Annotated in this window: 25 protein-coding genes; 4 read left to right on the top strand and 21 right to left on the bottom strand. The window is 46.2% G+C overall.

Translation table 11 applies throughout. The features are described 5' to 3' along the window. Positions 1-4 precede the first annotated feature (4 nt). From AB1F57_RS01760 to AB1F57_RS01740, 5 genes are all read right to left on the bottom strand, one after another. Positions 5-811: a phosphatidate cytidylyltransferase gene (locus AB1F57_RS01760; protein ID WP_367985990.1), complete on the bottom strand. Its 807-nt coding sequence runs from the start codon at positions 809-811 to the stop codon at positions 5-7. 9 nt (positions 812-820) lie between these two features. After that, positions 821-1576 carry an isoprenyl transferase gene (locus AB1F57_RS01755; protein WP_367985989.1) on the bottom strand — a complete coding sequence of 252 codons (756 nt, stop codon included), beginning with the start codon at positions 1574-1576 and terminating at the stop codon, positions 821-823. 112 nt (positions 1577-1688) lie between these two features. Further along, a complete protein-coding gene (gene yajC, locus AB1F57_RS01750) occupies positions 1689-2012 on the bottom strand; it encodes a preprotein translocase subunit YajC (RefSeq protein ID WP_170239030.1) in 324 nt (107 codons plus the stop codon). A gap of 93 nt (positions 2013-2105) precedes the next feature. Beyond that, complete coding sequence (locus tag AB1F57_RS01745; RefSeq protein WP_105122234.1) at positions 2106-2441, bottom strand: hypothetical protein; 336 nt, start codon at positions 2439-2441, stop codon at positions 2106-2108. A gap of 44 nt (positions 2442-2485) precedes the next feature. Further along, positions 2486-3778, bottom strand: coding sequence for an adenylosuccinate synthase (locus AB1F57_RS01740; RefSeq protein WP_170239029.1), 1293 nt, complete (start codon positions 3776-3778; stop codon positions 2486-2488). 363 nt (positions 3779-4141) lie between these two features. On the opposite strand from AB1F57_RS01740, the gene gshAB reads away from it, so the two are divergent. From gshAB to AB1F57_RS01720, 4 genes are all read left to right on the top strand, one after another. Beyond that, positions 4142-6373 (top strand): bifunctional glutamate--cysteine ligase GshA/glutathione synthetase GshB, encoded by a 2232-nt coding sequence (gene gshAB / locus AB1F57_RS01735; protein ID WP_367985987.1) that lies wholly within the window; start codon positions 4142-4144, stop codon positions 6371-6373. Positions 6374-6438: 65 nt separating this feature from the next. Then, a complete protein-coding gene (gene hslO, locus AB1F57_RS01730) occupies positions 6439-7305 on the top strand; it encodes an Hsp33 family molecular chaperone HslO (protein WP_367985986.1) in 867 nt (288 codons plus the stop codon). Further along, the gene (gene dusB / locus AB1F57_RS01725; protein ID WP_167785577.1) at positions 7298-8302 is read left to right on the top strand and encodes a tRNA dihydrouridine synthase DusB; all 1005 of its coding nucleotides are present in this window, start codon (positions 7298-7300) and stop codon (positions 8300-8302) included. Before hslO ends, dusB begins: the two co-directional genes overlap by 8 nt. Before the next feature lie 185 nt (positions 8303-8487). Next, positions 8488-8961 (top strand): C39 family peptidase, encoded by a 474-nt coding sequence (locus AB1F57_RS01720; RefSeq protein ID WP_170239020.1) that lies wholly within the window; start codon positions 8488-8490, stop codon positions 8959-8961. Positions 8962-9377: 416 nt separating this feature from the next. On the opposite strand, the gene ltrA is transcribed toward AB1F57_RS01720, so the two are convergent. The 16 genes from ltrA to rsgA all read right to left on the bottom strand — a co-directional run bounded on the left by ltrA (position 9378) and on the right by rsgA (position 24771). After that, positions 9378-10655, bottom strand: a complete 1278-nt coding sequence (gene ltrA / locus AB1F57_RS01715) for a group II intron reverse transcriptase/maturase (protein WP_367985804.1) — start codon at positions 10653-10655, stop codon at positions 9378-9380. 574 nt (positions 10656-11229) lie between these two features. Further along, positions 11230-12033: a nicotinamide riboside transporter PnuC gene (gene pnuC, locus AB1F57_RS01710; protein ID WP_105138347.1), complete on the bottom strand. Its 804-nt coding sequence runs from the start codon at positions 12031-12033 to the stop codon at positions 11230-11232. Between the two features lie 15 nt (positions 12034-12048). Next, positions 12049-13086, bottom strand: a complete 1038-nt coding sequence (locus tag AB1F57_RS01705) for an AAA family ATPase (RefSeq protein ID WP_170238778.1) — start codon at positions 13084-13086, stop codon at positions 12049-12051. A gap of 60 nt (positions 13087-13146) precedes the next feature. Then, on the bottom strand, positions 13147-15597 hold the full coding sequence (locus AB1F57_RS01700) for an ATP-dependent Clp protease ATP-binding subunit (RefSeq protein ID WP_170238777.1): 2451 nt from the start codon (positions 15595-15597) through the stop codon (positions 13147-13149). A 4-nt stretch (positions 15598-15601) separates the two neighbouring features. Next, positions 15602-16060: a CtsR family transcriptional regulator gene (locus AB1F57_RS01695; protein ID WP_105111716.1), complete on the bottom strand. Its 459-nt coding sequence runs from the start codon at positions 16058-16060 to the stop codon at positions 15602-15604. Positions 16061-16529: 469 nt separating this feature from the next. Then, positions 16530-16832, bottom strand: coding sequence for a DUF4176 domain-containing protein (locus tag AB1F57_RS01690; RefSeq protein ID WP_318829996.1), 303 nt, complete (start codon positions 16830-16832; stop codon positions 16530-16532). Next, positions 16829-17377: a hypothetical protein gene (locus AB1F57_RS01685; protein WP_367985985.1), complete on the bottom strand. Its 549-nt coding sequence runs from the start codon at positions 17375-17377 to the stop codon at positions 16829-16831. Before AB1F57_RS01685 ends, AB1F57_RS01690 begins: the two co-directional genes overlap by 4 nt. A 144-nt stretch (positions 17378-17521) precedes the next feature. Continuing rightward, on the bottom strand, positions 17522-18073 hold the full coding sequence (locus AB1F57_RS01680) for a hypothetical protein (protein ID WP_367985984.1): 552 nt from the start codon (positions 18071-18073) through the stop codon (positions 17522-17524). A gap of 17 nt (positions 18074-18090) precedes the next feature. Further along, a complete protein-coding gene (locus AB1F57_RS01675) occupies positions 18091-18507 on the bottom strand; it encodes a hypothetical protein (RefSeq protein ID WP_367985983.1) in 417 nt (138 codons plus the stop codon). A 133-nt stretch (positions 18508-18640) separates the two neighbouring features. Beyond that, entirely contained in the window at positions 18641-19453 is an 813-nt protein-coding gene (purR, locus tag AB1F57_RS01670) for a pur operon repressor (protein ID WP_105136988.1), read from the bottom strand. Positions 19454-19544: 91 nt separating this feature from the next. Further along, entirely contained in the window at positions 19545-20435 is an 891-nt protein-coding gene (locus tag AB1F57_RS01665; RefSeq protein ID WP_367985982.1) for an aminoglycoside phosphotransferase family protein, read from the bottom strand. After that, positions 20425-21369 (bottom strand): 3'-5' exoribonuclease YhaM family protein, encoded by a 945-nt coding sequence (locus AB1F57_RS01660; protein ID WP_105122241.1) that lies wholly within the window; start codon positions 21367-21369, stop codon positions 20425-20427. Before AB1F57_RS01660 ends, AB1F57_RS01665 begins: the two co-directional genes overlap by 11 nt. Beyond that, complete coding sequence (locus AB1F57_RS01655; protein WP_174853125.1) at positions 21359-22597, bottom strand: DNA recombination protein RmuC; 1239 nt, start codon at positions 22595-22597, stop codon at positions 21359-21361. The genes AB1F57_RS01660 and AB1F57_RS01655 overlap by 11 nt, the downstream gene beginning before the upstream one ends. Then, the gene (locus AB1F57_RS01650) at positions 22598-23230 is read right to left on the bottom strand and encodes a thiamine diphosphokinase (protein WP_367985981.1); all 633 of its coding nucleotides are present in this window, start codon (positions 23228-23230) and stop codon (positions 22598-22600) included. Further along, entirely contained in the window at positions 23223-23882 is a 660-nt protein-coding gene (rpe, locus tag AB1F57_RS01645) for a ribulose-phosphate 3-epimerase (protein WP_105136984.1), read from the bottom strand. The genes AB1F57_RS01650 and rpe overlap by 8 nt, the downstream gene beginning before the upstream one ends. Positions 23883-23895: 13 nt before the next feature. Beyond that, positions 23896-24771 (bottom strand): ribosome small subunit-dependent GTPase A, encoded by an 876-nt coding sequence (rsgA, locus tag AB1F57_RS01640; RefSeq protein WP_105136983.1) that lies wholly within the window; start codon positions 24769-24771, stop codon positions 23896-23898. Positions 24772-24816 lie beyond the last annotated feature (45 nt).

Here is a 24816-nt window from a genome sequence, read left to right as displayed (position 1 = left end):
CTCCTTAAAATAAGCCGAAGAAGTGCATGATTGGAAAGACAAAAATGACACTGTCAAGACGATCCAAGATTCCACCATGCCCTGGAATCAGATTACCGGAATCCTTAACACCAAAACGGCGCTTGATAGCACTCTCAACCAGATCTCCAAACTGGGCCACGACAGAAAATACAGCCGCCAAGACCAGCATCAAGGGAATTGAATAGACGTCACGAATTTCCTTGGAGAAGATGAGATAGATGGCTGCCACTACAACTGCCGAAGCAATCCCACCGAGAAAACCTTCAATAGATTTATTAGGTGATACCAGAGGAGCCAGCTTGCGTTTGCCAAACTGACGACCAAGCATATAGGCACCGATATCCGTCGCCCAGACAAGCAGCAGGGCAAAGAATAGCTTGTTGAGACTATCCATACGCGCCAGGGCCAGATTGTGGAAACCAACCCCGATATAAAAACTGCTGGCAATAGGATAGACCACTTCTGAGTAAGTATAGGTGCCTGTATGGAAGACGATGGAACCCATCAGAATAAAGACAATGACCGTAAAGGCCACATAGTTCCCATCCGTCGGCAAAAATGGCAGATAGTTCTCAAGCGGAAGGGTCAAGACAAAACTTCCCAGCATGGACAGGATACCCTCAATGGAATTAGGCGCCAGCTTGTACATCCGCATCAATTCCGCAGTAGCCAGCATGGCCAAGAGCCCCAGCACCAACTGGAAGGTCACCCCACCAATATATATAACAGGGATAAAGAGGGCCAGTGCAACGACCGCCGATATCACCCGTGTTCTTAGTTCCTTTGTCATCATTTCTCCTTACACACCACCAAATCTTCTATGGCGACGATTGTATTCTTTTATGGATAATAGCAGAGCTTCTCCATCAAAGTCCGGCCAGGCCACGTCAGTGAAGTAGAGCTCACTGTAGGCTATCTGCCAGGGCAAAAAATTACTGAGACGGAGTTCACCACTGGTCCGAATGACCAAATCAGGGTCTCGCAAGGAAACCGGCAAACTACCTGTATACAGATAATCAGCAATCAGCTTGTCATCAATATCCCCTGGATTGAACTTAGCATCCAAAATATCCTGCGAAATCGCCTTAATCGCACGAGACAGCTCATCACGACCGCCATAATTCAAGGCAAAATTGAGGATGAGACCGGTATTTCTCCTGGTCTTTTCTTCTGCCATCCGCAGTGCCTTCAAGGTCGCCTCTGGCAGGCGAGAATGGTCACCAATCATCTGGACTTTCACATTGTTGGCATGAAGCTCCGGCACGTATTTATCGTAAAATTCAACCGGCAAATTCATGATAAATTTGACTTCCTTCTCAGGGCGAGACCAATTTTCCGTTGAGAAGGCATAGACTGTCAGGACCTTGACCCCTAGTTTAGACGCTGTTTTTGTTACCTTTTGCAGGGCATCCATACCGGCCTTATGACCCATAATCCGAGGCTGCATCCGTTTTTTGGCCCAGCGCCCATTCCCATCCATAATGATGGCAATATGTTTGGGCACCTCCACAGGCGTCTCAAACTTCTCTTTTTTCTTAAAATTCCACTTAAACATGACTTATTCCTCAAGCTATAATCAGTCTATTATACCACAGTCTCTAGTTTTTAAGCAAAAAGCACATCATGAGGATAAGATAAAAACCAAGGATTCCCCTGGTTTTTCGTCTTTATTCCTCAATGACTGATTCTTGAACTGGCTCAACCGTTTCTAGAGCTGGTTCTTCTGCCACTACTGTTGTCGTTGCAGCCGGTGTCACACGATTGCGAATGGCTCCGCGTTCAAAAGTCAAATAGACACCGTCCACATCCAGAACGACCTTCTTGTCGTCGATTTCATCAACGATACCAAACAAGCCACCGATGGTCACGATTTCGTCACCTTTTTTGATTTGACTAAGGGCGTCTTGGCGCTGTTTCTGTTGCTTACGCTGTGAATAAAACATGAAACCAACCATAGCCACCATGATTAGGGGTAAAAATAAACCTTCCATTTGTAAACCTCTTTATTTTATAGAATCTAGTAAAATCTATTATAGCAGAATATCAAAAAAGAACAAGTTCAGATAGAACTTGCCCTTCAATCTTTAATTTGAATATAGATCCAACACGGTTTCGGCAATCCAAAAAAGAGCTAGACCTGAACAAAGCAGCAATACCACCCCTACTATTATCAAGAAGGTTCTCCATCCTTTTGACAGTGGAGCAGAAATTCCATAACCAAGGCTAAAGCCAAATATAGGAAAGACCAAGGGGCCAATAAAGGGAAATAGGAGCAGACTTAGTAAGGAGCCTATCAAATAGTAACGATGTTGCTGTTTATCCTCCATACGTGGCAAACTCCAAGCAACCACGAAAACCAGGTAGCCCACCAATATGCTGAATAAGAACAGGACTCCAGTAACACCCAATATGAGGAACATACTATTTTTCTCCTCCTAACTCTACTGATTTCTCGCTCAATATCCTATTTAGAACTCCAGACACTCTCAAGGATGTTGGTTTGTTCACGACCAGGACCTACTGAGAAAGTTGAGATACGAACCCCTACCAATTCGCTGATGCGACGAACATAGTTGCGAGCCGCTTCTGGCAATTCATCCAAGCTACGTACACCTGTGATGTCTTCAGACCAACCTGGCATCTCTTCATAAATTGGTTTACAACGTTTCAATTGCTCCAAACTTGCAGGATAGTGGTCAATACGCTCACCATCCAAATCATAAGCCACACAGATTTTCACTGTTTCAAGGCCTGATAGAACGTCAATAGAATTGAGTGACAAGTTTGTAATACCTGATACACGACGGCTATGGCGCATGACAACAGAGTCAAACCAACCGACACGGCGAGGACGACCTGTTGTCGTACCGTATTCTTTACCGATTTCACGGATGCGGTCTCCGATTTCATCGTTCAATTCAGTTGGGAATGGTCCGTCACCAACACGGCTAGTGTAGGCCTTACATACACCAACCACCTTGTCAATCTTGCTTGGTCCGACACCACTACCGATCGTCACACCACCGGCAACAGGGTTTGAAGAGGTAACGAATGGATAAGTACCTTGGTCAATATCCAACATAACCCCTTGCGCACCTTCAAACAAGACGCGTTTGCCTTGATCCAAAGCATCGTTGAGGATGACAGACGTATCGGTCACATATTGCTTGATTTCTTGACCGTAGGCGTAGTATTCTTCAAAAATCTCGTCAAATTCGATTGGCGTTGATTCATACATTTTCTCGAAAAGACGATTTTTCTCAACCAAGTTGGTACGGAGACGTTCTGCAAAAATCTCCTTGTCCAGGAGGTCGGCGATACGGATACCCACACGCGCAGCCTTGTCCATGTAAGCAGGACCAATACCCTTGTTGGTTGTCCCGATTTTATTATCCCCCTTGGCTTCTTCCTGCAATTGGTCCAATTTGATATGGTATGGCAAAATGACATGAGCGCGGTCTGAAATACGCAGATTGTCTGTCGTCACACCTGAATCATGGAGATAGTTGATTTCCTTAACCAAGGATTTTGGATTGACCACGACACCGTTACCGATGACAGAGATTTTTTCTGGAAAGAAAATTCCTGATGGAATCAGATGCAATTTGTACTTGGTGCCATCGATGACGATGGTGTGACCGGCATTGTCACCACCTTGATAACGTGCGATGACTTCCGCATTGGCAGAGAGGAAATCCGTGATTTTGCCTTTTCCTTCGTCGCCCCATTGGGTTCCTACAACAACTACTGATGTCATATTCACTCTTTCTCTGAACTGGCTAACCAGCCCAGCCTTTCTTCTACTTCTGGCAGGAATCTCACCTGCAAGTTTCGTTTTACAATCCATTTTACCAAAAAACGAACATTTTTTCAAGAATTTCCCATATTTTTGTATATAACGAATATTACATAGATAATGACAAGTAAATCAATAACAGAACGAACATTCTAGCTTGCAAAACCTTTTTAAAGTTGTTTTTGACAGAAAAAACCGAAATCTCTCCCTCCTTCCTTCTATTTGCACCATTTTTTTCCTTAAAAACGTAGCAGAAATTTGTATTTGTTTTTTAAACTAGATAAAATTGGAAGTAGAATTTATCAGAAATAAGAAGGACCAAATATGTTACAAAAATTATCCCCAAACAGCCCTATTCTTCAGGCCACCTTTGGAATTGAACGAGAATCCTTACGCATCAACTCCGACAACCGTGTGGCTCAAACGCCCCACCCTGAGAGCTTGGGCTCGCGCAGCTTTCATCCCTATATCCAAACGGACTACAGCGAGCCACAGTTGGAGCTGATTACACCAGTGGCTCATTCGACCAAGGAGGCCCACCGTTTCCTTGGAGCTATTACCGATGTGGCGGTACGGTCCATGAACAAAAGCGAATATCTTTGGCCCCTATCCATGCCGCCTGTGATTTCAGAAGATGAGATTCAGATTGCCCAGTTGGAAAGCGACTACGAATACCAGTACCGTGTTGGTTTGGCAGAGCGATACGGCAAGCTGCTCCAGTCCATGTCTGGTATCCACTACAACTTTGAGCTAGGCAAGGACCTGACCCAGCAACTCTTTGAAGCAAGTGATTATGGGGACCTCATCAGCTTCAAAAATGCTCTCTATCTTAAATTGGCTCAGAATTTCTTGCGTTATCGCTGGTTTCTCACCTATCTCTACGGGGCAAGCTCCCTAGCAGAGAAAGGGTTCTTGGCTGACGAGATTGGTTGCGTGCGGTCTATTCGCAATTCCAACTACGGCTATGTCAATGCACCCGATGTCCACATTTCTTTCGCTTCTCTGGAACAATATGTAACCGACATCGAACAAGCTGTGGCTAGTGGTCAGTTATCCGCCGAAAAAGAATTTTACTCTGCTGTCCGCCTCCGTGGTGCTAAGACCAGCCGAGACTTCTTGACCAAGGGCATCACCTATCTGGAGTTCCGCAACTTCGACCTCAACCCCTTTGAGCCACTTGCTATTAGCCAAGAGACCCTTGACACCACCCACCTCTTTGCCCTGGCACTGCTCTGGCTTGATGACATGGAGCGGGTTGACGAGGAACTGGCAACAGCGGCAGACCTCAACAACCGCATCGCCCTCAGCCATCCCCACACTCTCCTACCAGCAGAGGCAGACGCCAACCCTATCCTGACTGCCATGAAGTCTATCGTTCAGCATTTCCGACTGGATGATTACTACAGTCAGCTCATTGCTCAGGTAGAGGCAGCCCTTCAAGACCCTCGTCTGACCCTTTCTGGAAAAATAGCAGAGCAGGTTGAAGACGGGTCTTTGGAACGATTTGGCCAGCAGCAAGGTCAGCTCTTCCATGACTATGCTTGGACAGCGCCTTACGCCCTCAAGGGCTATGAAAACATGGAACTCTCCACCCAGATGATTCTCTTTGACGCCATTCAAATGGGCTTGCATGTCGAGATTTTGGATGAAGAAGACCAGTTTCTCAAGCTCTGGCATGGTAACCATGTTGAGTACATCAAAAATGGCAACATGACCTCCAAGGACAACTACGTCATTCCTCTGGCCATGGCCAACAAGGTGGTGACCAAGAAGATTCTGAATCAGGCTGGTTTCCCAGTGCCTGCGGGAGCGGAATTTGCTAACAAGGAAGAGGCCCTGCGGTATTACGGGCAGGTCGCCAGCTCTGCTATTGTGGTCAAACCAAAATCCACCAACTTCGGCCTAGGCATCTCTATCTTCCAAGAGCCAGCCAGCCAAGCGGACTATGAAAAAGCTCTGGATATCGCCTTTTCGGAGGACAGCCATGTGCTGGTGGAGGAATTCGTAGCGGGAACAGAGTACCGCTTCTTTATCCTTGATGGCAAGTGCGAGGCTGTCCTGCTCCGCGTCGCAGCCAATGTCGTAGGAGATGGGCAGTCAACCATCCGAGAATTGGTGGACCAAAAAAACCAAGATCCTCTAAGAGGACGTGACCATCGTTCACCACTTGAGATCATCAATCTCGGTGAAATTGAACTACTTATGTTAGAACAGCAGGGCTATACTCCAGATACAGTACTTCCCGAGGGCATTCAAGCCTTTCTACGCGGTAATTCTAATATCTCAACGGGTGGTGACTCTATCGATATGACTGACCAGATGGGTGAATCTTACAAGCAATTAGCTGCCGACATGGCACGCGCAATGGGGGCCTGGGCTTGCGGTGTAGATTTGATTATCCCAGATATACATCAGGCAACCAGCAAAGAAAAACCGAACTGCACTTGTATCGAACTCAACTTTAACCCAGCTATGTACCTGCACACCTATACCTTTGCAGGACCTGGGCAGATTATCACCAGAAAGATTTTAGAGAAATTATTTCCGGAAGCCTAACTGATTGCCTAGCGATCAGTTTTTCTATTGCTTAAAATATTCTATTCTATGCTATAATATTCCTTATGGACAAAATTATAAAGACACTATCAAACAGCGGGCATTTCCGTGCCTATGTGCTGGACAGCACTGAAACGGTTCGAACAGCCCAGGAGAAACACGGTACCTGGCCATCGTCAACAGTGGCGCTGGGCCGGACCCTGATTGCCAACCAGATTCTCGCCGCCAACGAAAAGGGCGATACCAAGATTACCCTCAAAATCTTGGCTGAGGGGGCCTCTAAGGCTATCATCTCAGTGGCCAATACCAAAGGTGAGGTCAAGGGCTACATCCAGAACCCTGACTTGGACTACAAGCGTGCCTCGACTGGGGAAGTCATCGTTGGACCTCTTGTGGGGAACGGACAATTCCTAGTCATCACAGACTACGGAACAGGTCATCCTTACAACTCCATGACACCTTTGATTTCTGGTGAAATCGGTGAAGACTTTGCCTATTTCTTGACGGATAGTCAGCAGACACCGTCTGCGGTGGGGCTCAATGTATTGCTGGACGAGGAAGACAAGGTCAAGGTAGCTGGCGGATTCTTGCTGCAAGTTTTACCAGGTGCGACCGAGGTTGAAATTGCTCGTTTTGAAAAACGCATCCAAGAAATGCCTGCCATTTCGAGCTTGCTGGCTTCTGAAAACCACATAGAAGCTCTCCTATCCGCCATTTATGGCGACGACGACTTCAAACGCCTGTCAGAAGAAGAAATCGGTTTTGTCTGCGACTGCTCTAAAGACCGCTTCCTCGATGCTCTGGCTAGCCTACCCAAAACGGACCTGCAAGAGATGAAAGAAGAAGACAAGGGCGTGGACATCACCTGCCAATTCTGCCAGACCCATTACCACTTTGACGAAAACGATTTGGAGGAACTCATCAATGGCTAATCTCAACACTCCTTTCATGATTGGTGATGTGGAAATCCCCAATCGCTGCGTGCTGGCCCCAATGGCCGGCGTGACTAACTCGGCCTTCCGCACCATTGCCAAAGAAATGGGGGCAGGTCTGGTCGTTATGGAAATGATTTCTGAAAAAGGCCTTCTCTACAACAACGAGAAGACCCTCCACATGCTCCATATCGACGACAACGAATACCCTATGTCTATCCAGCTCTTCGGTGGCGAGGCCGAGGGCCTCAAACGTGCAGCTGACTTCATTCAGAAAAACACCAAGGCCAATATCGTGGACATCAACATGGGCTGCCCGGTCAACAAGGTCATCAAGAACGAGGCTGGTGCCAAGTGGCTCAAGGACCCTGACAAGATTTACCACATCATCAAGGAAGTGACTTCCGTCCTTGACATTCCCCTGACCGTTAAGATGCGGACCGGTTGGAATAATACCGACCTGGCGGTCGAAAATGCCCTGGCCGCAGAAAGTGCCGGTGTGGCTGCCCTGGCCATGCACGGACGGACCCGCGAGCAGATGTACACTGGAACTGTTGACCTGGAAACCTTGACCAAGGTGGCTGGCAGCATGACCAAGATTCCATTTATCGCAAACGGCGACATCCGAAATGTGGAAGACGCCCGTCAGCGTATCGAGGAAGTTGGGGCTGACGCTGTCATGGTCGGCCGGACCGCTATGGGAAATCCCTACATCTTCAACCAGATTAACCACTATCTGGAAACGGGTGAAATCCTACCCGACCTATCCTTTGAGGACAAGCTCAATGTCGCCTTTGACCACCTAACTCGCTTGACAAATCTCAAGGGCGAAAGCATTGCCGTCCGCGAATTCCGTGGCCTAGCTCCCCACTATCTCCGTGGCTCGGCAGGTGCTGCCAAGATCCGTGGCGCCGTATCCCGTGCCGAAACCATCGAAGAAGTCCAAGAACTCTTCGACCAAGCACGCGCTGCCTATCAAGCAAAACAAGTTAAATAAACAAAAGGAGATCAGTTCCAGCTGGTCTCCTTTGTCATCTCCGCAAAAGACGTGTTACTAAATAAAATATAAGGAAATGGTTGGGCATGCCTCAGCCATTTTTTATGGATAGTTCTTGCTAAATACATATAATTATAATATGTTAATATTGTGAAATGATTTACAATATCCTCCAGGAGGTAGCTATGAAATCAAAAGCTATTCTTATCAGTCTCTGTCTGTCTTCTTTAGCTCTCATTCTTGCCTCTACCAGCTTTTTTCTGCTTATCCCTCGGCAGGAGCAGACCTCCCCTGAAGTAAAGGTGACAAGTAGCTCTGTTGTCAAAACAAGTGGAGAACAGACTAAAAACCCTAGCTCTTCAAACTCCAGTAGCTCTGCCATTACCCAAGAAAATGAACCAAATGAGACCACACCGAGTTCCGAACCAGAGCAGGTGAAGCCGGCATCCAAGCGAATCAAAATACAGCTGAGTGTCCAACCGCAAATCCAAACTGTCTGGAACTACTGCGCTCCGACGACTGTCAGTATGATGCTATCTAGTCAGGGCGTCCATGTTGGGCAGAAGCAGTTGGCGTTTGAAATGAGAACCTATGAGCCTTTTGACACCCATAATCGTGACGCCATTCGCATCCTCAATAAACATCTTTTCAGCTATTAATATCCTACAGATGGTCAGGCTGGCTATCAGCTGGCGACGGGACGGACCCTATCCAGCTGGACAAGAGATGGCCTTGTTTAAGCAGAGGGTCAGGGAAAATATTGATGCTGGCTACCCTATGTACTATACTTTTGACTCCGCTGTGATGTATCCTAGTAAAAAGGGGAGCACAACGTCATTGGCATTGGCTATCTGACCACAGAAGACGGGAAGGATATTGAGCAGCTCTACTACCTCGACCCCTCTCCCAATGTCCAGGACCCTAGATACGGTGGGCTGAAAGGTCATTACGCTCGAAGAACTATTCCAAGCCCTGATGACCTGTGAAGAGCCAAATTATGGCTGGTTGCAATCGAGTAGGGACTAATTTCTAGTCCCTCTCACACCACCGTGCGTGCCGTTCGGCACACGGCGGTTCAACTAACTTTTAACGCATGTCGTTTTAGATAATAATCTAGGCAAGAAACCAGTCCACGTTTAGCGAGGACTGGTTTTGATATGGCACGTTTCAGTACAGACCTCTGAGCCACTAATTGATAATGGTCTCCCCAGCCAGATACTTTATCCGCTATCCACTTCGGTACTCCTAATTTGAGAAGTCCCCATAATCGCCTAGATTTCTTCTTCCATTGTTTCCAGATAATAACTCTTATTCGAGTTCTTAGTCGTTCATCAATGCTTTCCATGACTGATTTCATGTTCGTCATAGAAAAGTAGTTTATCCAACCTCGGATGACCCAGTTTAGTCGCTCAATTCGGCTGTCTAAGTCAATACTCCACTTACGGGCCGTTAGTTTCTTGAGTTTTCTCTTGAAACTCTGTACGCTATCCTGATGCGGACGACTTTTCCAGCCCTCAGATGATTTCCAGAACCCAAATCCTAGGTACTTTAATTTGCTCGGTCTCACAATCTTGGTCTTGGTCATGTTGACTTTCAAACCTAATCGTTTTTCAATATAACGACAAATTGAATGCATCACACGTTTAGCCGCCGCATCACTACCGACTGTGATGACGCAGTCATCTGCGTAGCGAACGAAGCGAAGTCCACGATTTTCCAACTCTTTATCTAGCTCATTAAGCATGATATTGGACAGGAGCGGTGATAGGTTTCCTCCTTGTGGAGTTCCAACTAGTGTTTTATACCGTTGTCCGTTGATGACTACACCTGAATGAAGGTACTTACGAATTAAAGATTCTGTATCTCCATCTTGGATAATGTTATGAACAAGCGACATCAGTCTATCTTGAGGAACGGTATCAAAGAACTTCTCCAGGTCTATGTCTACTATCCACTCATAACCGTCATTAAGGTATTCTAATAACTGGATAATAGCTTGTTCGCATGACCGATTGGGTCTGAATCCGTAACTCCTCTCAGAGAAATAGGGTTCACAAATAGGACTAATGACTTGGACAATAGCTTGTTGTATCATTCTATCCATGACCGTTGGGATACCTAACTGACGGTCTCCGCCGTTAGGTTTGGGAATTTCAACTCGTAAGACTGGCTGAGGTTTGTACTTCCTCTGCTTTATGAGTTCTTTAGTTGAACGCCAGTGTTTGCGGAGATAGTCATCTATTTCGTCAATAGTTACGCCGTCAATTCCTGCTGAACCTTTATTGGCTCTAACTTGATTGTAGGCTTCAAGCATATTGGACCGAGATAGGATATTATCTAGTAACTGTGACATGTGCGTATTCCTTTCTTGTTTCGGTGTCTGAGGGACGTCTTATATTGGTGAACTTTCCTCTAGTCAATACGTGACCGCACCCAGTTCTATCAGACCGCTAGTTTTACAGACACAAGTGAAGTAGGTATACTTCGGTTAATTGTTCAGCCCTTCGCTCCACCTCTATTACAGAAGTTTCATCGCTACTATGGCCTCGGCTGACTTCTCATGATTCGTTGTTACTACGTCTTTGACGCTCATGAGACCTCACGGGATAAGTCGTACATCTTTCCTCGTTTACTCTCGTGATTTACGTCTATAGGTTACGACTACCTTTTTGGACTTTAGAGTTGTATGCCCCCTCATCCCCTATATACGCCTTGTTATCACGTTTCTGTTCGTAGAGCCACGATTTCGCTATCCCTTCCTCTCCCCGCTACCTCACGATAGTCAGGCTTGGGAGTCGCTTTGGGGTTCACCGGTAGCGGGTGTCCACGGAGGACTTTCACCTCAGATGTACGACATGCCCGTCGTACATAGCAAAACCTCCGAATGCTGACTCGGAGGTTGTTTTTGTATTTATGTTTTTAATTTCCTATCCCTTTTTCATAGCCTTGGACCATTGGTACCAGCCGACGACACTATTGAGAGCGTAGACCCAGTACATGGCCTGCATGTGGATGGAATTTCCCCACCAGAGGTAGATAGAAAAGAGGTTGGTCGCAATCCAGAAGAGCCACTGTTCCCTATAAAGATAAGTCATGAGAAATTGCCCTGTCCAGTTGGTTCCGTCTGTCACAGAATCTCGGAAGGGTCTGGCAGATCCGATAGATTGGTAGAGAAGACCAAAAATCCCCCAGACAAGAGCTGTGAAGCTCAGCCATTTGACCCAGCCAAAGAAAGACAGACTGCGAGTTTCAAATTCGCTGATTTCAGGCGTCTCATCCTCGGTTTCATTGACACGGGCAGCCAACCAAGTATAAAGGCCAATAGGCTGCATGACCAAGAAGAAAACAGCTGTCATCACTTCCCCATAAAAGGCACTATTATAGGAAAGCACAAAGTAAATCAGACTGTTGATAAAACCAAAAACATAGTTACTAGCCCGGCCTTCTGCTACCATGATGACGCAAACAATCCCTGTCCAGGAGGCAAAGAGCCCCATCCAGTCGTGTTTGTCGCTACCGCTGGTAAACTCTAAAATCAGCGGCACACTGGATAGGCCGATGAGATAGAGCCACTGAAAGGCTGTTCGTCCCAAAAACATATCCGCAAAGGCTGCCTTCAAGAGCCCGAAAAATCCTAATTCCTTGGCTGCCTGGCCTAATTTCGCAAAGGTGGCAGGGACATTTCGGATGCCCTCCACCCAGCCAATCAGCATCTGTTTTATTTTTTCCATATCTCCTCTTTTCTCCTAAAATTCCTGATAGATGGCATCAATCAGATCAATGGATTTTTGATAGTTTTCCAGATAGGACCCACCGATAAAGGCCAAATGCGCATCTGGGTGATTTTTTGCCACTAATTTTTTCAATAACTCCGTAAAAGCATGGCGAACTTCCTGGTCGGCCATAGACATGTCCCGAAAACCGTCGTCCACATAGTTACCTGTCGGCAGGACAAAGATAATCAAGTCCCACTTTTCATTCTTGACCGTGTCAGCACAGAGGGAATGGAAGGAGCTGGAGCTTTCGCCGATATAGTAATTATAGTAGGCCTCGGTCACAGTCGCATTGGTATCCGCAATGACCAGCCCGCGGTTGGTGTCTGAGTCAATCAAGTCAGAAGTCTGGCGATACTGGCCCGTCAGCAGGTAATTGTAATCCTTGCCTGTCAACTCATCGTCACGAACATTGTAGCGCTTTTGGTAATAGCGGGCGTACTCTAGGGAGACAGGACAGGAATAATAGCGTCCCAAATCCTTGACCAGGGTAGTCTTGCCGTTTGAGGCCGAACCAACCACCAAGACATTTTTTGAAAAATGCCGTCTGAAGGGCTTGGCAATAGAATTCCAATACTTAGCAGGGTTTCCCCGAATCAGGGTAGCCGAAATACCGAAATTACGCTCGGTGAAAGATGCTCTGAAGCCACGCTCTTCCAGCTCCGCAGAGTATTCTTTTTCAGAAACATAGAAGACCAATTCCTCGTCTTCGCCAGCCTGCACCAGCTGTTGTAAGGCCTCTAGCCAGGGCGTCCAACCTTCTGGATAAGGAGGCATGCCTGTTTCGTCTAGCTTATAAACCGAAATCAAGGACTCGTCATTAAAAGTTTCACGAATATAGCGAAAACGCTTTTGCAGACCCAGGCCAATCTTGTCCCCACGGTCATTTTCATAACCAGATACGATGACCACCGCTCGGTCACAGGCTCGCTTGGCCCGCTGGATCAGGTCAATGTGACCCTTGTGCATAGGCGCAAAGGTCCCAAAAATAACAGCAACAGTTTTTTTCATAAGATACCTATTTACATTTTATATTTTAGGAAAATGGCGAATTCGTTCTCCCTTTTCTTCTTACACTATGTCAAATTTCAATTGGCCAGCTTTGACGCCCACTTTAAGGGTTTGACCGCCAACCAGGTCACCACGCAAGAGCATTTCTGCCAATGAATCTTCCAGCTTGGTCTGCAAGAGACGGCGGAGCGGACGGGCACCCATTTCTGGATCGTAGCCTTCTGTCGCTAGGAGTTTGAGAGCAGACGGTTGCAACTTGAGGGTCAGACCACGCTCGGCCGTGATGGCTATCAGCGGCTGCACCATGACCTTGACAATATCCTGCATATCCGCTTCAGATAGGCTGTGGAAGACAACCTTTTCATCAATACGGTTGATAAACTCTGGGCGGTAGGCCTTTTTCAATTCCTCGAAAATCCGTTTTTCCACATGCTCCTGGCTCTTGGACAAATCAAGGGCACCAAAACCAACCGTCTTATCGTCCCTCAGGGCAGTTGCCCCAAGGTTGGAGGTCATGATAATAATCGTATTAGAGAAATCTACCTTACGCCCCTTGTTGTCTGTCAAGACACCATCGTCCAAGACCTGGAGGAGGATATTGAAAATATCTGGGTGGGCCTTTTCAACCTCGTCAAAGAGAAGGACAGAGTAAGGCTTGTTGCGGACTTTTTCCGTCAACTCGCCACCCTCTTCATAGCCAACATAGCCTGGAGGCGCACCGTTGAGGCGGCTGGCCGCAAATTTCTCCATATACTCGGACATATCAAAGCGGATTAGTGCCGACTCATCATCAAAGAGGACTTCTGCCAGGGCCTTAGCCAGCTCGGTCTTGCCGACACCTGTTGGCCCCAGGAACATAAAGGAACCGATTGGACGGCGACCGGTCCGAATGCCAGACTGATTGCGTCGAATGGCTCTGCTGACGGCTGAGATGGCCTGGTCCTGACCGATGACCCGCTTGTGGAGTTCTGCTTCCAGGTTCAGGTATTTCTTGGCATCTGTCTGGCTGAGTTTCTGCACTGGGATACCCGACAGGCGACTGAGGGTCTCCAAAATATCTGCCTCCGTCACTTCTAAGTCGTAACCTTGGCCGGCTTTAACAGCCTCTTTCTCAGCCAGGAGGAGCTTGCTGACCGTTTTGTATTTGCCAGCCATGAGGGCCTGGTCAAGGACTGTCAAGCCTGTCGCAACTGGCTGACCCTTGACACGGTTCTGCACCCTTGCCGCTGATTCGTCTAGTAAGTCAATTGCTGAATCCGGCAGGCGTTTGCTGGTCAAATACCGCTTGGCATAGGTCACGGCTGTCTCTACAGCACTATCTGTGATTTGGACCCTGTGGTATTTTTCAAAAGTCCCTTTGAGACCTGCCAAAATGGCAATGCTGTCCGCCATTGTTGGCTCTTCGATGATGACCTTGGCAAAACGGCGAACCAGAGCAGCATCCTTCTCGATATGTTTCTGATATTCCGACTGGGTCGTCGCACCAAGCGTCCGCAGAGTGCCACGTGCCAGAGCAGGCTTGAGGATATTGGCCGCATCCATGGTCGAATCAATCCCAGAACCAGAGCCCATAATGGTATGAAGCTCATCGATGAAAAGAATCACCTGACCATCTTCTTCGATGTCGTTGATGATATTGTTCATCCGCTCCTCAAAATCCCCACGGAAACGGGTCCCAGAAACCACACTCATCAAATCCAGCTCCAAGACCCGCATCTTGGCCAGGGTAGGAGGAACATCTCCCGACGCTACACGCTGAGCAAGTCCCAGAGCCAGGGCTGTTTTCCCGACACCCGCATCACCGACCAAGACAGGATTATTCTTGGTCTTGCGCGATAAAATCTGCACCATACGCGAAATCTCAGTATCACGACCGATAACAGGATCCATCTTGCCTTCACGAGCCAAGGCAGTCAAGTCACGGGTGTAATCTTCCAAACCACCTGTCTGGGGCTGAGGCATACCGCCACCCATCATCTGCCCCATGGTCTGTTGAGAAGCCTTGCGCCCCTTCAAGGCCAGACGAATGGCCTTAATATCTTCCTTGTTGAAGCCTGCACGGGCCTCAAGATTTTTCCGCAAATCTAGCAGGCGAATCTTATCATCCGAGTCTTCATGGTGAAAACCAACCTTGTCCAAAATCTGGCTGGCCACTGTTTTCTTGTCCAAAAGCATGGCTAGGAAAAGATGCTCTGTTCCTACTTCCTTGGCCTTGACGGCCTGCGCAATGGTTTTGGCATTGGCTGCCTTCTCATCCAAACGCTTGGACGACGGCAAAATCTTGAAGAACTCTATGTCCTCCTGATAGACTTTTTCGGTCACGACAAAGGTAGCATGCTCATAGTCTGCCACACTAGGTGGATAATCTGCCAGGACCGCTCCAGCTACCGTATCTTGGTTGATAACAAAGGCCAAGAGCACATGCCAGGTCTCCAACAAGTCACTACTATAACGTTGAGCAATCAGCTGGGCATCCTCAAAGACCCGTTTCAATCCCTTTGAAATATTCATTCCCCTAATCCTCTTTCCTATCTAAGCGCCGTAAAATCTGACGCATCATGCGGGCCCGGATACCTGCCGCTTCCTTGCCGAGCACCTCATCTGTACCCGTCGCAAGAAACAAATTGCCCTCGCGCTCTGTCATCAACTTCTCATCAAACAAGAGCTGTAAAATATCATTATAAACGGTCGCAGACAACTGGTCGCCCATATTATTTAACAAATCACGAACCAATTCATGCTTGTCCGAAAAGGTAATGCGGCCAATTCGGATATAGCCTCCGCCACCGCGTTTACTTTCCACAATATAACCCCGACTGGCTGTAAACCGTGTCTTTATGACATAGTTTATCTGACTGGGCACGACCTCAAACCGACTGGCCAATTCACTCCGACGTAGTTCCGCCACATTGACCTGCTCCAAGATCGCCTTGATATGCTCTTCGATATAGTCTGATGTATTTTTCATCGCCATAGTGTCGCCTCTTTCTTTGACTATCTTTGACCATTATACCTTAAAAAATAAAATAATAAAAGTAAAAGACTGGGCCAGAGAGTTCCAGAGTCCCCCAAAGTGATCGTCACCATCCCAAATTCACTTTGGTCTCTGCTGTTTTTGAAATAAGCAGAGCTCCTCAACTGTTTTCTAGTTCGAAGTCAGTTTGTCAAGTCCAACTCTGTCACATCCATCAGCTCCGCTCAGACCAAGTCTAGCCTCGCTGTTTATGTATCAAGGAAGAACCTACCCTTCCATTATAAAAAAAATCCAGACAAGGTAATCTTGTCTGGATAGAAATAGCTTGACCCGACCACCGAAATGGTCCTACTTCAAATCAAAGTCTTATTTGACTTGTTTACGGGGAATTTGTAAATCAGACTCCCATTGTCCGTAGATCTCCATAAATCTACTTTCTTCGTCATCGGAATAACCTTTGAAAAGCTACCTAATTTTTGATATTCTCTAAAGTAAATCTAGGATAAGTTATCTTACCAACTTCATTCCTAGCAATTTTGCGGTATTCTTCTTCTTGACCATCTACATAGCCTTCAAACCAAATTGTTTTAATATCTTCCTCATTAAAATAATAAAACTGGTTATCAGCTGTTCCTTGAGGATAAATGCATCCTGAATAATCGAAGTATCCAATTTCTCCTTGATTATCATATAGGGGGAATCGGCTTACTATCATTAATTTGACTTGACCATTATTTAACTGTACAACCGTTCCAATTGGTAAATATTTCATCGAATCAACTCTTTTTTAATTTTATGTAAAACGAACATACGCTTGAAAATCTGGTATTTTGCCAAAAGTGCTGTACAAACGAACATCCCTAACGAAAGAAAAAGGAAAATAAATAGATGCATATATAAATACAAGATAGCAAAAATCAATGTTACTAGTAAAAATACTATAAAAAATTTCATTAAGGTATTATTCCGTTTCGTAGCATCTATTAACACTTCTTCAAGCGATATATTTTCAAAATGAAATTCTTCCACTTCCAAAATAGTATGAGGGAATTTTCGATAAATCCATTCGACTGATAAAAAGACCACCAAGAAACCAACTAATAAAAGTGGCATACTCGCTTGAAAATTTTTCGAATCAATATTTCGAATCAAAACTGTTACCGCAAAAGTCATACCCGCTGGAATTTTCCACCCATTTGATTCTGTGTCATCTTCTTCAGTAGCAATATAGAATGGCTTCTGTAAATCTTTGTGGATTAGTAACGCACGTTTTCCGATTGCACCAATAACATGGTAATCTCTTAATTTGACTTTCATATTTACCCCTTCTAACCGATTGCAGAACCGAGATTACTAAACCACCCCGAAACGGCATCGCCGACATCTTCAACAATTTCTTTAGCTTTGTCTACTGCATTGTCAACATGCTCTCCTATATAGGTGTCATAGATGATAAATATTTCATCGAATTAGCTCTTTTTTAATTTTATGTAAAACAAACATGCGCTTGAAAATCTGGTATTTTGACCATAATGTAAAGCAAAAAAATGATAGTACCGAGAATAATAGGAATAAAAATGAGTTTGTTTTAAAGTAAAGCAATCCGAATAGCAGAGTAAAAATGAATAAAACGATTAGAATCAACAGCATCATGTTGTTACGCTTTTGGTTCTCATTGACAAATGTTAGAAGAGCTTCATCATCTGAAAAAGTATACACATCAGCATCGTGTGTCTCCTCTGCATGGCGACGAAGCATCCATTCAACTGAAAAATAGACCAAAACAAAACCAATTAATAGAAAAATTGGATTTGGGGTCATGTTCCTTGAATCCATTCTTCGGATCAACATCGTAGTTGCAAACGTTACACCAGTTGGTACTTTCATCACACCACTTCTAGCCACTATATCATTTTGACTAACATAATAGGGTAACGTATAGTCTTTACTAATAAAAACAGATTTTTGACCAAATCCCCCTATTACAAAATAATTATTTGGATTAATTTTCATATAACCTCTTACTCTAATCAACCGAAGGCAGAACCTAATCCACCAAACCAGCCAGATACGGCATCACCGACATCTTCAACAATTTCTTTAGCCTTGTCTACTGCATTGTCAACATGTTCTCCTATATAAGTGTCATATACTACATCAAATACAGCTGTTCCCACAATTAGATAATGAACGATTACTAATAAGCCAAGCCATACGGGGATTGAAAATAGGATTTTTGCCTCCACAAATAATATATTTCCAACTTCTTTATCAGAGTAGGGGCCAATAAAGGAAAATAAAAACATAAAAAACTCGACCGTTAAAAATCCCAAAATTTTCTTTTTGTAGCCATTTTTTTCAATATCTTCTAGGGAAGTCTGTATATATTTATCCGTTACAAGATTCAAACTCTCTTCTAAAGAGGCATTCCATACTGTTTTTTTCATGTTTTCTCATCCTTATCAGATTATCATACTTGTCTATTATACCAAAAAAAGCTGATCACTCAGCTTTTTCTTTCTGCACGCATAATCTAAGTAGGGGGCAGCTTACGTCTCTTTAAATATCGGAGGATAAAAGTTATTCAAAAATATTTCCCAACTCAACGTCCACTCGGTTTTCTTTGACATTGATATCGGTCACGGCTAGCAGAGACTTGTAGTTAGCCACACTGCGGTCGCCTTTTTGATTTTCCGCAAAAACTGCTACACCAACCAAGGTCGAGTCAAACTCTGTCAAGAGGCTAATCATACCGTTGATAGTACCACCATTTTTCAAAAAGTCATCGACAATGAGCACCCGGCTACCGGCCTTGAGACTGCGCTTAGAGAGGAACATCTTCTCGATCCGGTCACTAGAACCCGACACATAGTTGACCGAAACGGTCGAACCTTCAGTAATTTTCAAGTCCCGACGAACGATAACAAAGGGAACATTGAGGACGTTGGCAACGGCATTGGCCAAAGGAACCCCCTTGGTCGCCACGGTCATAACAGCATCAATCTTCTCTGCCTTAAAGGCATCCGCGATAATGCGGCCAACATTTTTTAATACATGGGGCGTCGACAGCAAATCCGACGAATAAATATAGCCACCAGGCAGGATACGGCTACTTTCCGCCATCTGATTGCGAAGGCTCTGGGCAATCTCGATCGACTCTTCCTTAGAAATAGACGGCGTAAAGACAACACCCCCACTAGCACCCGTAATGGTCTCGATATGTCCGATAGAGCTCTCTTCAAAAGCTTTTTTGATAATGGCAATGTCCTCTGAAATCGAAGACTTGGCTGATTCGTACTTTTCCGCAAAGGTATTCAAACTGGTTAATTCATAGGGGTGGTTAATCAGGTAATTGGAAATAACCACCATCCGTTCACTTCTTCTTAATTTCATAACAATTTCCTCTTTCACTTTTTTTCATTATACCACACCAACACACAAAAAGCGAACTTTTTCTATCAATAAAGTCCGCTTTTTTCGTTTTTTATCTGTTTTTACCTAGATACCAGGAGGGAATGACCTCCTTATAGCCCTGATACCAATCAAAAAGCTGTTTAGCCTGCGTTTTCATCAGAGGAATCTGGTCTGGATTCACCTCTTCCGCCCAGACCAAGGCTCCAATGCTATTGACCGTCAGATAAAGGGCCAGCAGCTGCCAAAATTCTTCTGGAATAGCCTCTTCAAAATAGGCATCCAGCATCCCTCGTGCCAAAGCTGGAGAAGTTTCCACTGTAAATATCAGTCGATTGAACTCCTCCCAAGGATCGCCCTTGTCAAAACGATCAAAATCTAGCAAGTAAAGCTGACCATCCTGGCTCACCAACATATTCCCATCATGGAAGTCCCCGTGGTGATAAGCAATCGGACGACCCGCTACCAAGTGACGACTGCGCTCGATGAACTCCAACATGGCCTGCCCCTGCTCATAAGCATGGCTAGCAGTCTGGTAAGCCGCAGTCTTTTTATCAATTTTAGCCTGATAATAGCTCTCCCAATCCAAGCTAGTCTGGTCAATTGGGATTTGATGAAGGACTTTTAATAGCTTTCCCGCTTGGCAACCTAGCTCATAGAGAGTTTCATCCGACAAATTCGGAGCCGCTTGTCTCAAATCCTCCCCCTCAATCCACTCAAAAATCTGGTAGACTGACTGACCATCATAAGTCAATTCGACTGTTTTTTGCACTGGCAAATTCCTCTCAAACAAGATTTTGAGTAGGGCAAATTCAGCCTGCTTATCAGCCAACTTTTCCACAAGCGCAATACGTAATAAAAATTTCTGACCATGTTCATCCACAGCCAGAAACTTTTGGTCAGCAGACCAGCCCTTGGTGATGGGCTGCACGCAATCAATTTGGTTTTCATCTTCATTGGTCAATATCCGGTTTGTAGAAGGCGCGATTGTCCATGGCAAAGATACGGCTGGTCATCTCGCCCGGTCCCACCTTTTCCAGAGCCGTCAGCATCATCATCATTTCCGCATCAATGTTGTCAATCATGTGGAGAATTTCTGCCTCCATGATTTGCGGACGAACAGGACTACCATATTCCAGCAAACCATGGTGGCTGAGAATAACATGGCGGAGAACGGTTACTTCTTCCAGACTATCATCAATGCCCAATTCCATCAGAACCTTGGTAATTTCTTCATCAATCAAGGAAATGTGCCCAATCAGATTGCCCCGAACAGTATAGCCCGTATTGTCTGGACCTGTCAATTCAATGACCTTGGCTAAGTCGTGCAACATAATCCCGGCAAAGAGCAGGCTCTTGTTGAGCTGCGGATAGACATCGCCAATCTTGTCCGCCAGACGAACCATGGTCGCCGTGTGGAAAGACAAACCGGAGTAAAAGGCATGGTGATTTGTCTTGGCCGCTGGATAGGAATAAAATTCCTTTTCGTACTTGCTGTAGAGAGCCCGAACGATGCGCTGCCAAGTCGCATTTTCAATCTGGAAAATCATCTGACTCAGGTAGTCCTTGGTGTCCTTGACATCAACAGGCGGTTTTTCCTTGAAATCCGCTGGATCATTTGGCTCGCCAGCTTTCGGCAAACGGATCACCAACTGATTGACCTGAGGCGTATTATTGTAAACCTCGCGGCGTCCTTGGACATGAACGACCACTCCAGCCACAAAATCCTTGATTTTTCCCGGTTGGGCATCCCAAACCTTGCCATCAATTTCGCCCGTATCGTCTTGGAAAGTCAGGGCTAGATAATCCTTGCCAGCTCTGGTCTGACGAACATCGGATGACTTGATCAGATAAAATCCTTCGAAGAACTCATCTACTTTCATTTGGTTAATTTTCATCTAAATCCTCTTCTAATGGAGAAATGCCGAGCAGACCCTTGGTCTGATCGTCTTCGTAGAGTTCAATGGTGCGCAGGGTCCGCTCAATGGCTGACGTCCGTGTCGTCAGGAGCTTGTCAATATTGGAGCTAGCTTGGTTAATCTGGCGCTGGGCCTTGATTAATAGATCGCTGAACTTGCCAAATTCCAGCTTGACATTGCCTAAGACCTTGCTGATGTCGTCGGCCGACCGCTGAATATTGAGGGTCTTAAAGCCGACGGACAGGGAATTGAGCAAGGCAGATAGGGTCGTCGGACCTGCCACTACAATGTTTTCCTGCCGGCGCAGGTCATCAAAGAAAATGGGATTGCGGACCACTTCCGCATAGAGCCCCTCGGTTGGCAAAAAGAGCACACCAAAATTGGTCGTTTCAGGCGGGTTCAAATACTTGCTCTGAATATCCTTGGCAAAGCGCTTGATAGCCGCCAACAGTTGCTTGCGGTGAAAGTCAATTTGGTCCCTGTCGCCGGTTTCATAAGCATCTTCCAAACGGTAATAATCCGCCAGTGGAAACTTGGAGTCAATGGGCAGGTAGACATAATCCTCTGCTGATTGCCCCGGCAACTTGACAGCATATTCGACCCGCTCTCCGGAACCCTTAACCGTCGCAAATTCCCTCTCGTACTGGCTGGGCGTCAAAATATCCTCGATAATCTGTCCCAGCTGGAGCTCACCCATGATGCCTCGCGACTTGGTTCCGGACAAAACCTTATTGAGGCTACCAACATCACGCGCCACTGTCTGCATCTCACCCAATCCACGATTGACAGATTCCAACTGCTTGGACACTGTTTCAAATGAGGCTTGCAGGCGAGTTTGCAGGGTTTTCTCTAATTTTTCTTCCACCGTCTGGCGCATCTCTTCCAAGCGTTTTTCGTTGGACTCCTGAATGGCTTGGAGGCGCTGGTCAGTAGCATCACGAGTTTGCAGGAGACTGTGGTGAATATCCTGCCGAATGTCTGTTAATTGTTGATAGAGTTCGCGCCGGAGTTCATTGACTTCGCGGCCGAGAACCTGTTGCTGCTTGAGACTGGTTGATTCCAATTGATAGGTCAACTGGTCCGACAATTGGTCAGCAGTGTCCTCGGCCTGGTCTTGCAACATCAGAGACAAGCTCTGCCATTTTCCATAGAGAAAGACCAAACCGACCACCACCAAAAGCAGCAAGATGATTTGTAGTATTTCCATCTAATCCTTATCCTTGCTGTAAATCAGGACCACATAGCCTGTGTCCAGACTGATGTCCATGTCCCTACCTATAAATTCGTTAGAGGCGTAGCATTTTTTGTAAAAATAATTTTTGTCGTCCAAGGGATACTTGGCATGTTTGATGGTCAAGCGACTGCCGTCGGACGGCATGAAGGAAATATAGGTCATACCCGCAATCGGTGAAATCCTGTGCTGTCCAGCCGGCCGAAAACGAATGACATTCTGCTGGTCCACTAGCTCGATATGCTCCATAAATGGCGCCAAATCAGGTTCTGCTGCCAGAAACAAATTGGTCATGGCATGGTCCATTCGACCGCCAAAGGCTGCGTAAATCTGAACCTGTGCCGTTTGATGCCGCTTGAAAATCTCCTTGAGCGCCAATTCCAAATCCGTATCATCCTTCTCAGCTGGGGCCTTGATAACCAGCTCTGCTCTTTCCTCAATCCGCGATAAATCCGCTGGACTGACCGAGTCAAAATCGCCAACTGCCATATCAAGAGGAAGGTCATTTTCCAAAAGCCGTAAACAACCCGCATCTACGCCCACATAGAGGTCCGCAGGCGCAGGAAAGCTGTCAAACTGTCCACCAGCGACGGCTGCGACCCTAATCATGAAGAGCCGCTCTCAACTTGGCAACATTGGTCTCCAAGTCACCCTTGAAGAGGAAGGAGCCAGCCACAAAGACGTTAGCACCCGCGTCCTTGGCAGAATGAATGGTCTTATCGTCAATACCACCGTCGACCTCGATGTCAAAATCCAATCCCTTAGCCTTGCGCATTTCCACCAAGGCTGCAATCTTTTCAGCCACCTCTGGAATGTAGGCCTGTCCGCCGAAGCCCGGATTGACTGTCATCAGGAGCACTTGGTCCACCAAATTGAGCACAGGCTCAATGGTCACCAAAGGCGTACCCGGATTGATAACCACGCCAACCTTCATACCCGCCGCATGGATTTTCTGCAAGGTTCCATGCAGATGTAGGGTCGCCTCAGCGTGAATGGTTAAAATGTCCGCACCCGCACGGGCAAAGGTTTCGATATGATTTTCTGGATTGGACACCATCAAATGGCAGTCAAAGACCAGTTTGCTATGGGGACGCATGGCAGCCACCACGTCGGCACCGAAACTGATATTGGGCACAAAATGACCATCCATGACGTCGATGTGGACATATTCAACACCAACCGCCTCTAGGCGCTCCAGTTCTGATTGAAAATTTGCATAATCTGCCGCCAAGATAGATGGCGCAATCTTGTAATGTGACATAGGAACCAACTTTCTATTTGAATTTCTTACTAACTTTGCTATAGGTTTCGCGCTGATTTTGGATTTCGCTCAAAAATTGCAGGTAATTGTCAAAGCGACTTTGGGAAATGGCAGAGCTTTCTACCGCAGCCTTGACTGCACAGTCCGGCTCGTGGGTATGAGTACAAGTTCTGAATTTGCAAGCCTGACTGGCCTCCGCAATTTCTGGGAAACAATCCGTCAGAGCCTCTGCCTCCTTGACCTCGTAGTCCAAGGATGAAAAGCCCGGTGTATCCGCAATTTTCCCGCCGAATACATTGTAAAAACTGACCGCACGTGTCGTATGGCGACCGCGACCAAGGCTGTCTGAAATCGCCCCTGTTTCTAAGGCCAAATCTGGCGCAAGGCGATTGAGCAGGGTCGACTTGCCCACACCTGTCTGACCCATAAAGACCGTGACCTTGTCGGTCAAGAGCGGCGTCAGCTCCTCCAAGCTGTAAATGAAGGGGTAGCCAATTTTTTCATAGATAGCCTTGAAGGCATCCATTTCCGCATGGTCCTCCAGCAAATCCATCTTGGAAATGTAAACAATCGGCTCCATCTCCTTTTGCTCCAAGAGCACCAAAAAACGGTCTAAGAGATTGGCATTAAAATCCGGCTCCTTGGCCGACATAATCACGACCGCTTGGTCAATATTGACAATAGGTGGCCGCACCAAGCTATTCTTGCGCTCATGGATTTTTAAAATGTAGCCCTCCGACTGCTCCTCAGCCGAAAAGTCCACAAAATCTCCAACGTAGGGCGTCTGGCCTTTCTTGCGAAAATTTCCCCGCGCTCGGGTCTGATAAATCTGTCCATCCGCCTCGACATAGTAAAAACCAGCCAAGGCCTTAATAATTCTTCCTTGCAAACAAGACTCCTTTGGGTATTCTTATAAGTATTATACCAAAATTCC

The sequence above is a fragment of the Streptococcus nasisuis genome, from assembly GCF_040836615.1.
GTDB classification, from domain to species: domain Bacteria; phylum Bacillota; class Bacilli; order Lactobacillales; family Streptococcaceae; genus Streptococcus; species Streptococcus suis_V.
Note: the sequence above shows the minus strand (reverse complement) of the source record. Positions and strands in the feature narration are given on the sequence as shown.

What these genes read in the sequence shown, in the direction of transcription:
- purR (WP_105136988.1), bottom strand. Translation starts at nt 19,453, where the DNA reads ATGAAATTAAGAAGAAGTGAACGGATGGTGGTTATTTCCAATTACCTG.
- AB1F57_RS01655 (WP_174853125.1), bottom strand. Translation starts at nt 22,597, where the DNA reads ATGGAAATACTACAAATCATCTTGCTGCTTTTGGTGGTGGTCGGTTTG.
- AB1F57_RS01650 (WP_367985981.1), bottom strand. Translation starts at nt 23,230, where the DNA reads ATGATTAGGGTCGCAGCCGTCGCTGGTGGACAGTTTGACAGCTTTCCT.
- AB1F57_RS01720 (WP_170239020.1), top strand. Translation starts at nt 8,488, where the DNA reads ATGAAATCAAAAGCTATTCTTATCAGTCTCTGTCTGTCTTCTTTAGCT.
- AB1F57_RS01660 (WP_105122241.1), bottom strand. Translation starts at nt 21,369, where the DNA reads ATGAAAATTAACCAAATGAAAGTAGATGAGTTCTTCGAAGGATTTTAT.
- yajC (WP_170239030.1), bottom strand. Translation starts at nt 2,012, where the DNA reads ATGGAAGGTTTATTTTTACCCCTAATCATGGTGGCTATGGTTGGTTTC.
- dusB (WP_167785577.1), top strand. Translation starts at nt 7,298, where the DNA reads ATGGCTAATCTCAACACTCCTTTCATGATTGGTGATGTGGAAATCCCC.
- AB1F57_RS01680 (WP_367985984.1), bottom strand. Translation starts at nt 18,073, where the DNA reads ATGAAAATTAATCCAAATAATTATTTTGTAATAGGGGGATTTGGTCAA.
- AB1F57_RS01685 (WP_367985985.1), bottom strand. Translation starts at nt 17,377, where the DNA reads ATGAAAGTCAAATTAAGAGATTACCATGTTATTGGTGCAATCGGAAAA.
- pnuC (WP_105138347.1), bottom strand. Translation starts at nt 12,033, where the DNA reads ATGGAAAAAATAAAACAGATGCTGATTGGCTGGGTGGAGGGCATCCGA.
- AB1F57_RS01740 (WP_170239029.1), bottom strand. Translation starts at nt 3,778, where the DNA reads ATGACATCAGTAGTTGTTGTAGGAACCCAATGGGGCGACGAAGGAAAA.
- AB1F57_RS01700 (WP_170238777.1), bottom strand. Translation starts at nt 15,597, where the DNA reads ATGAATATTTCAAAGGGATTGAAACGGGTCTTTGAGGATGCCCAGCTG.
- AB1F57_RS01695 (WP_105111716.1), bottom strand. Translation starts at nt 16,060, where the DNA reads ATGGCGATGAAAAATACATCAGACTATATCGAAGAGCATATCAAGGCG.
- AB1F57_RS01745 (WP_105122234.1), bottom strand. Translation starts at nt 2,441, where the DNA reads ATGTTCCTCATATTGGGTGTTACTGGAGTCCTGTTCTTATTCAGCATA.
- AB1F57_RS01675 (WP_367985983.1), bottom strand. Translation starts at nt 18,507, where the DNA reads ATGAAAAAAACAGTATGGAATGCCTCTTTAGAAGAGAGTTTGAATCTT.
- AB1F57_RS01760 (WP_367985990.1), bottom strand. Translation starts at nt 811, where the DNA reads ATGACAAAGGAACTAAGAACACGGGTGATATCGGCGGTCGTTGCACTG.
- AB1F57_RS01755 (WP_367985989.1), bottom strand. Translation starts at nt 1,576, where the DNA reads ATGTTTAAGTGGAATTTTAAGAAAAAAGAGAAGTTTGAGACGCCTGTG.
- gshAB (WP_367985987.1), top strand. Translation starts at nt 4,142, where the DNA reads ATGTTACAAAAATTATCCCCAAACAGCCCTATTCTTCAGGCCACCTTT.
- hslO (WP_367985986.1), top strand. Translation starts at nt 6,439, where the DNA reads ATGGACAAAATTATAAAGACACTATCAAACAGCGGGCATTTCCGTGCC.
- AB1F57_RS01690 (WP_318829996.1), bottom strand. Translation starts at nt 16,832, where the DNA reads ATGAAATATTTACCAATTGGAACGGTTGTACAGTTAAATAATGGTCAA.
- ltrA (WP_367985804.1), bottom strand. Translation starts at nt 10,655, where the DNA reads ATGTCACAGTTACTAGATAATATCCTATCTCGGTCCAATATGCTTGAA.
- AB1F57_RS01705 (WP_170238778.1), bottom strand. Translation starts at nt 13,086, where the DNA reads ATGAAAAAAACTGTTGCTGTTATTTTTGGGACCTTTGCGCCTATGCAC.
- rpe (WP_105136984.1), bottom strand. Translation starts at nt 23,882, where the DNA reads ATGTCACATTACAAGATTGCGCCATCTATCTTGGCGGCAGATTATGCA.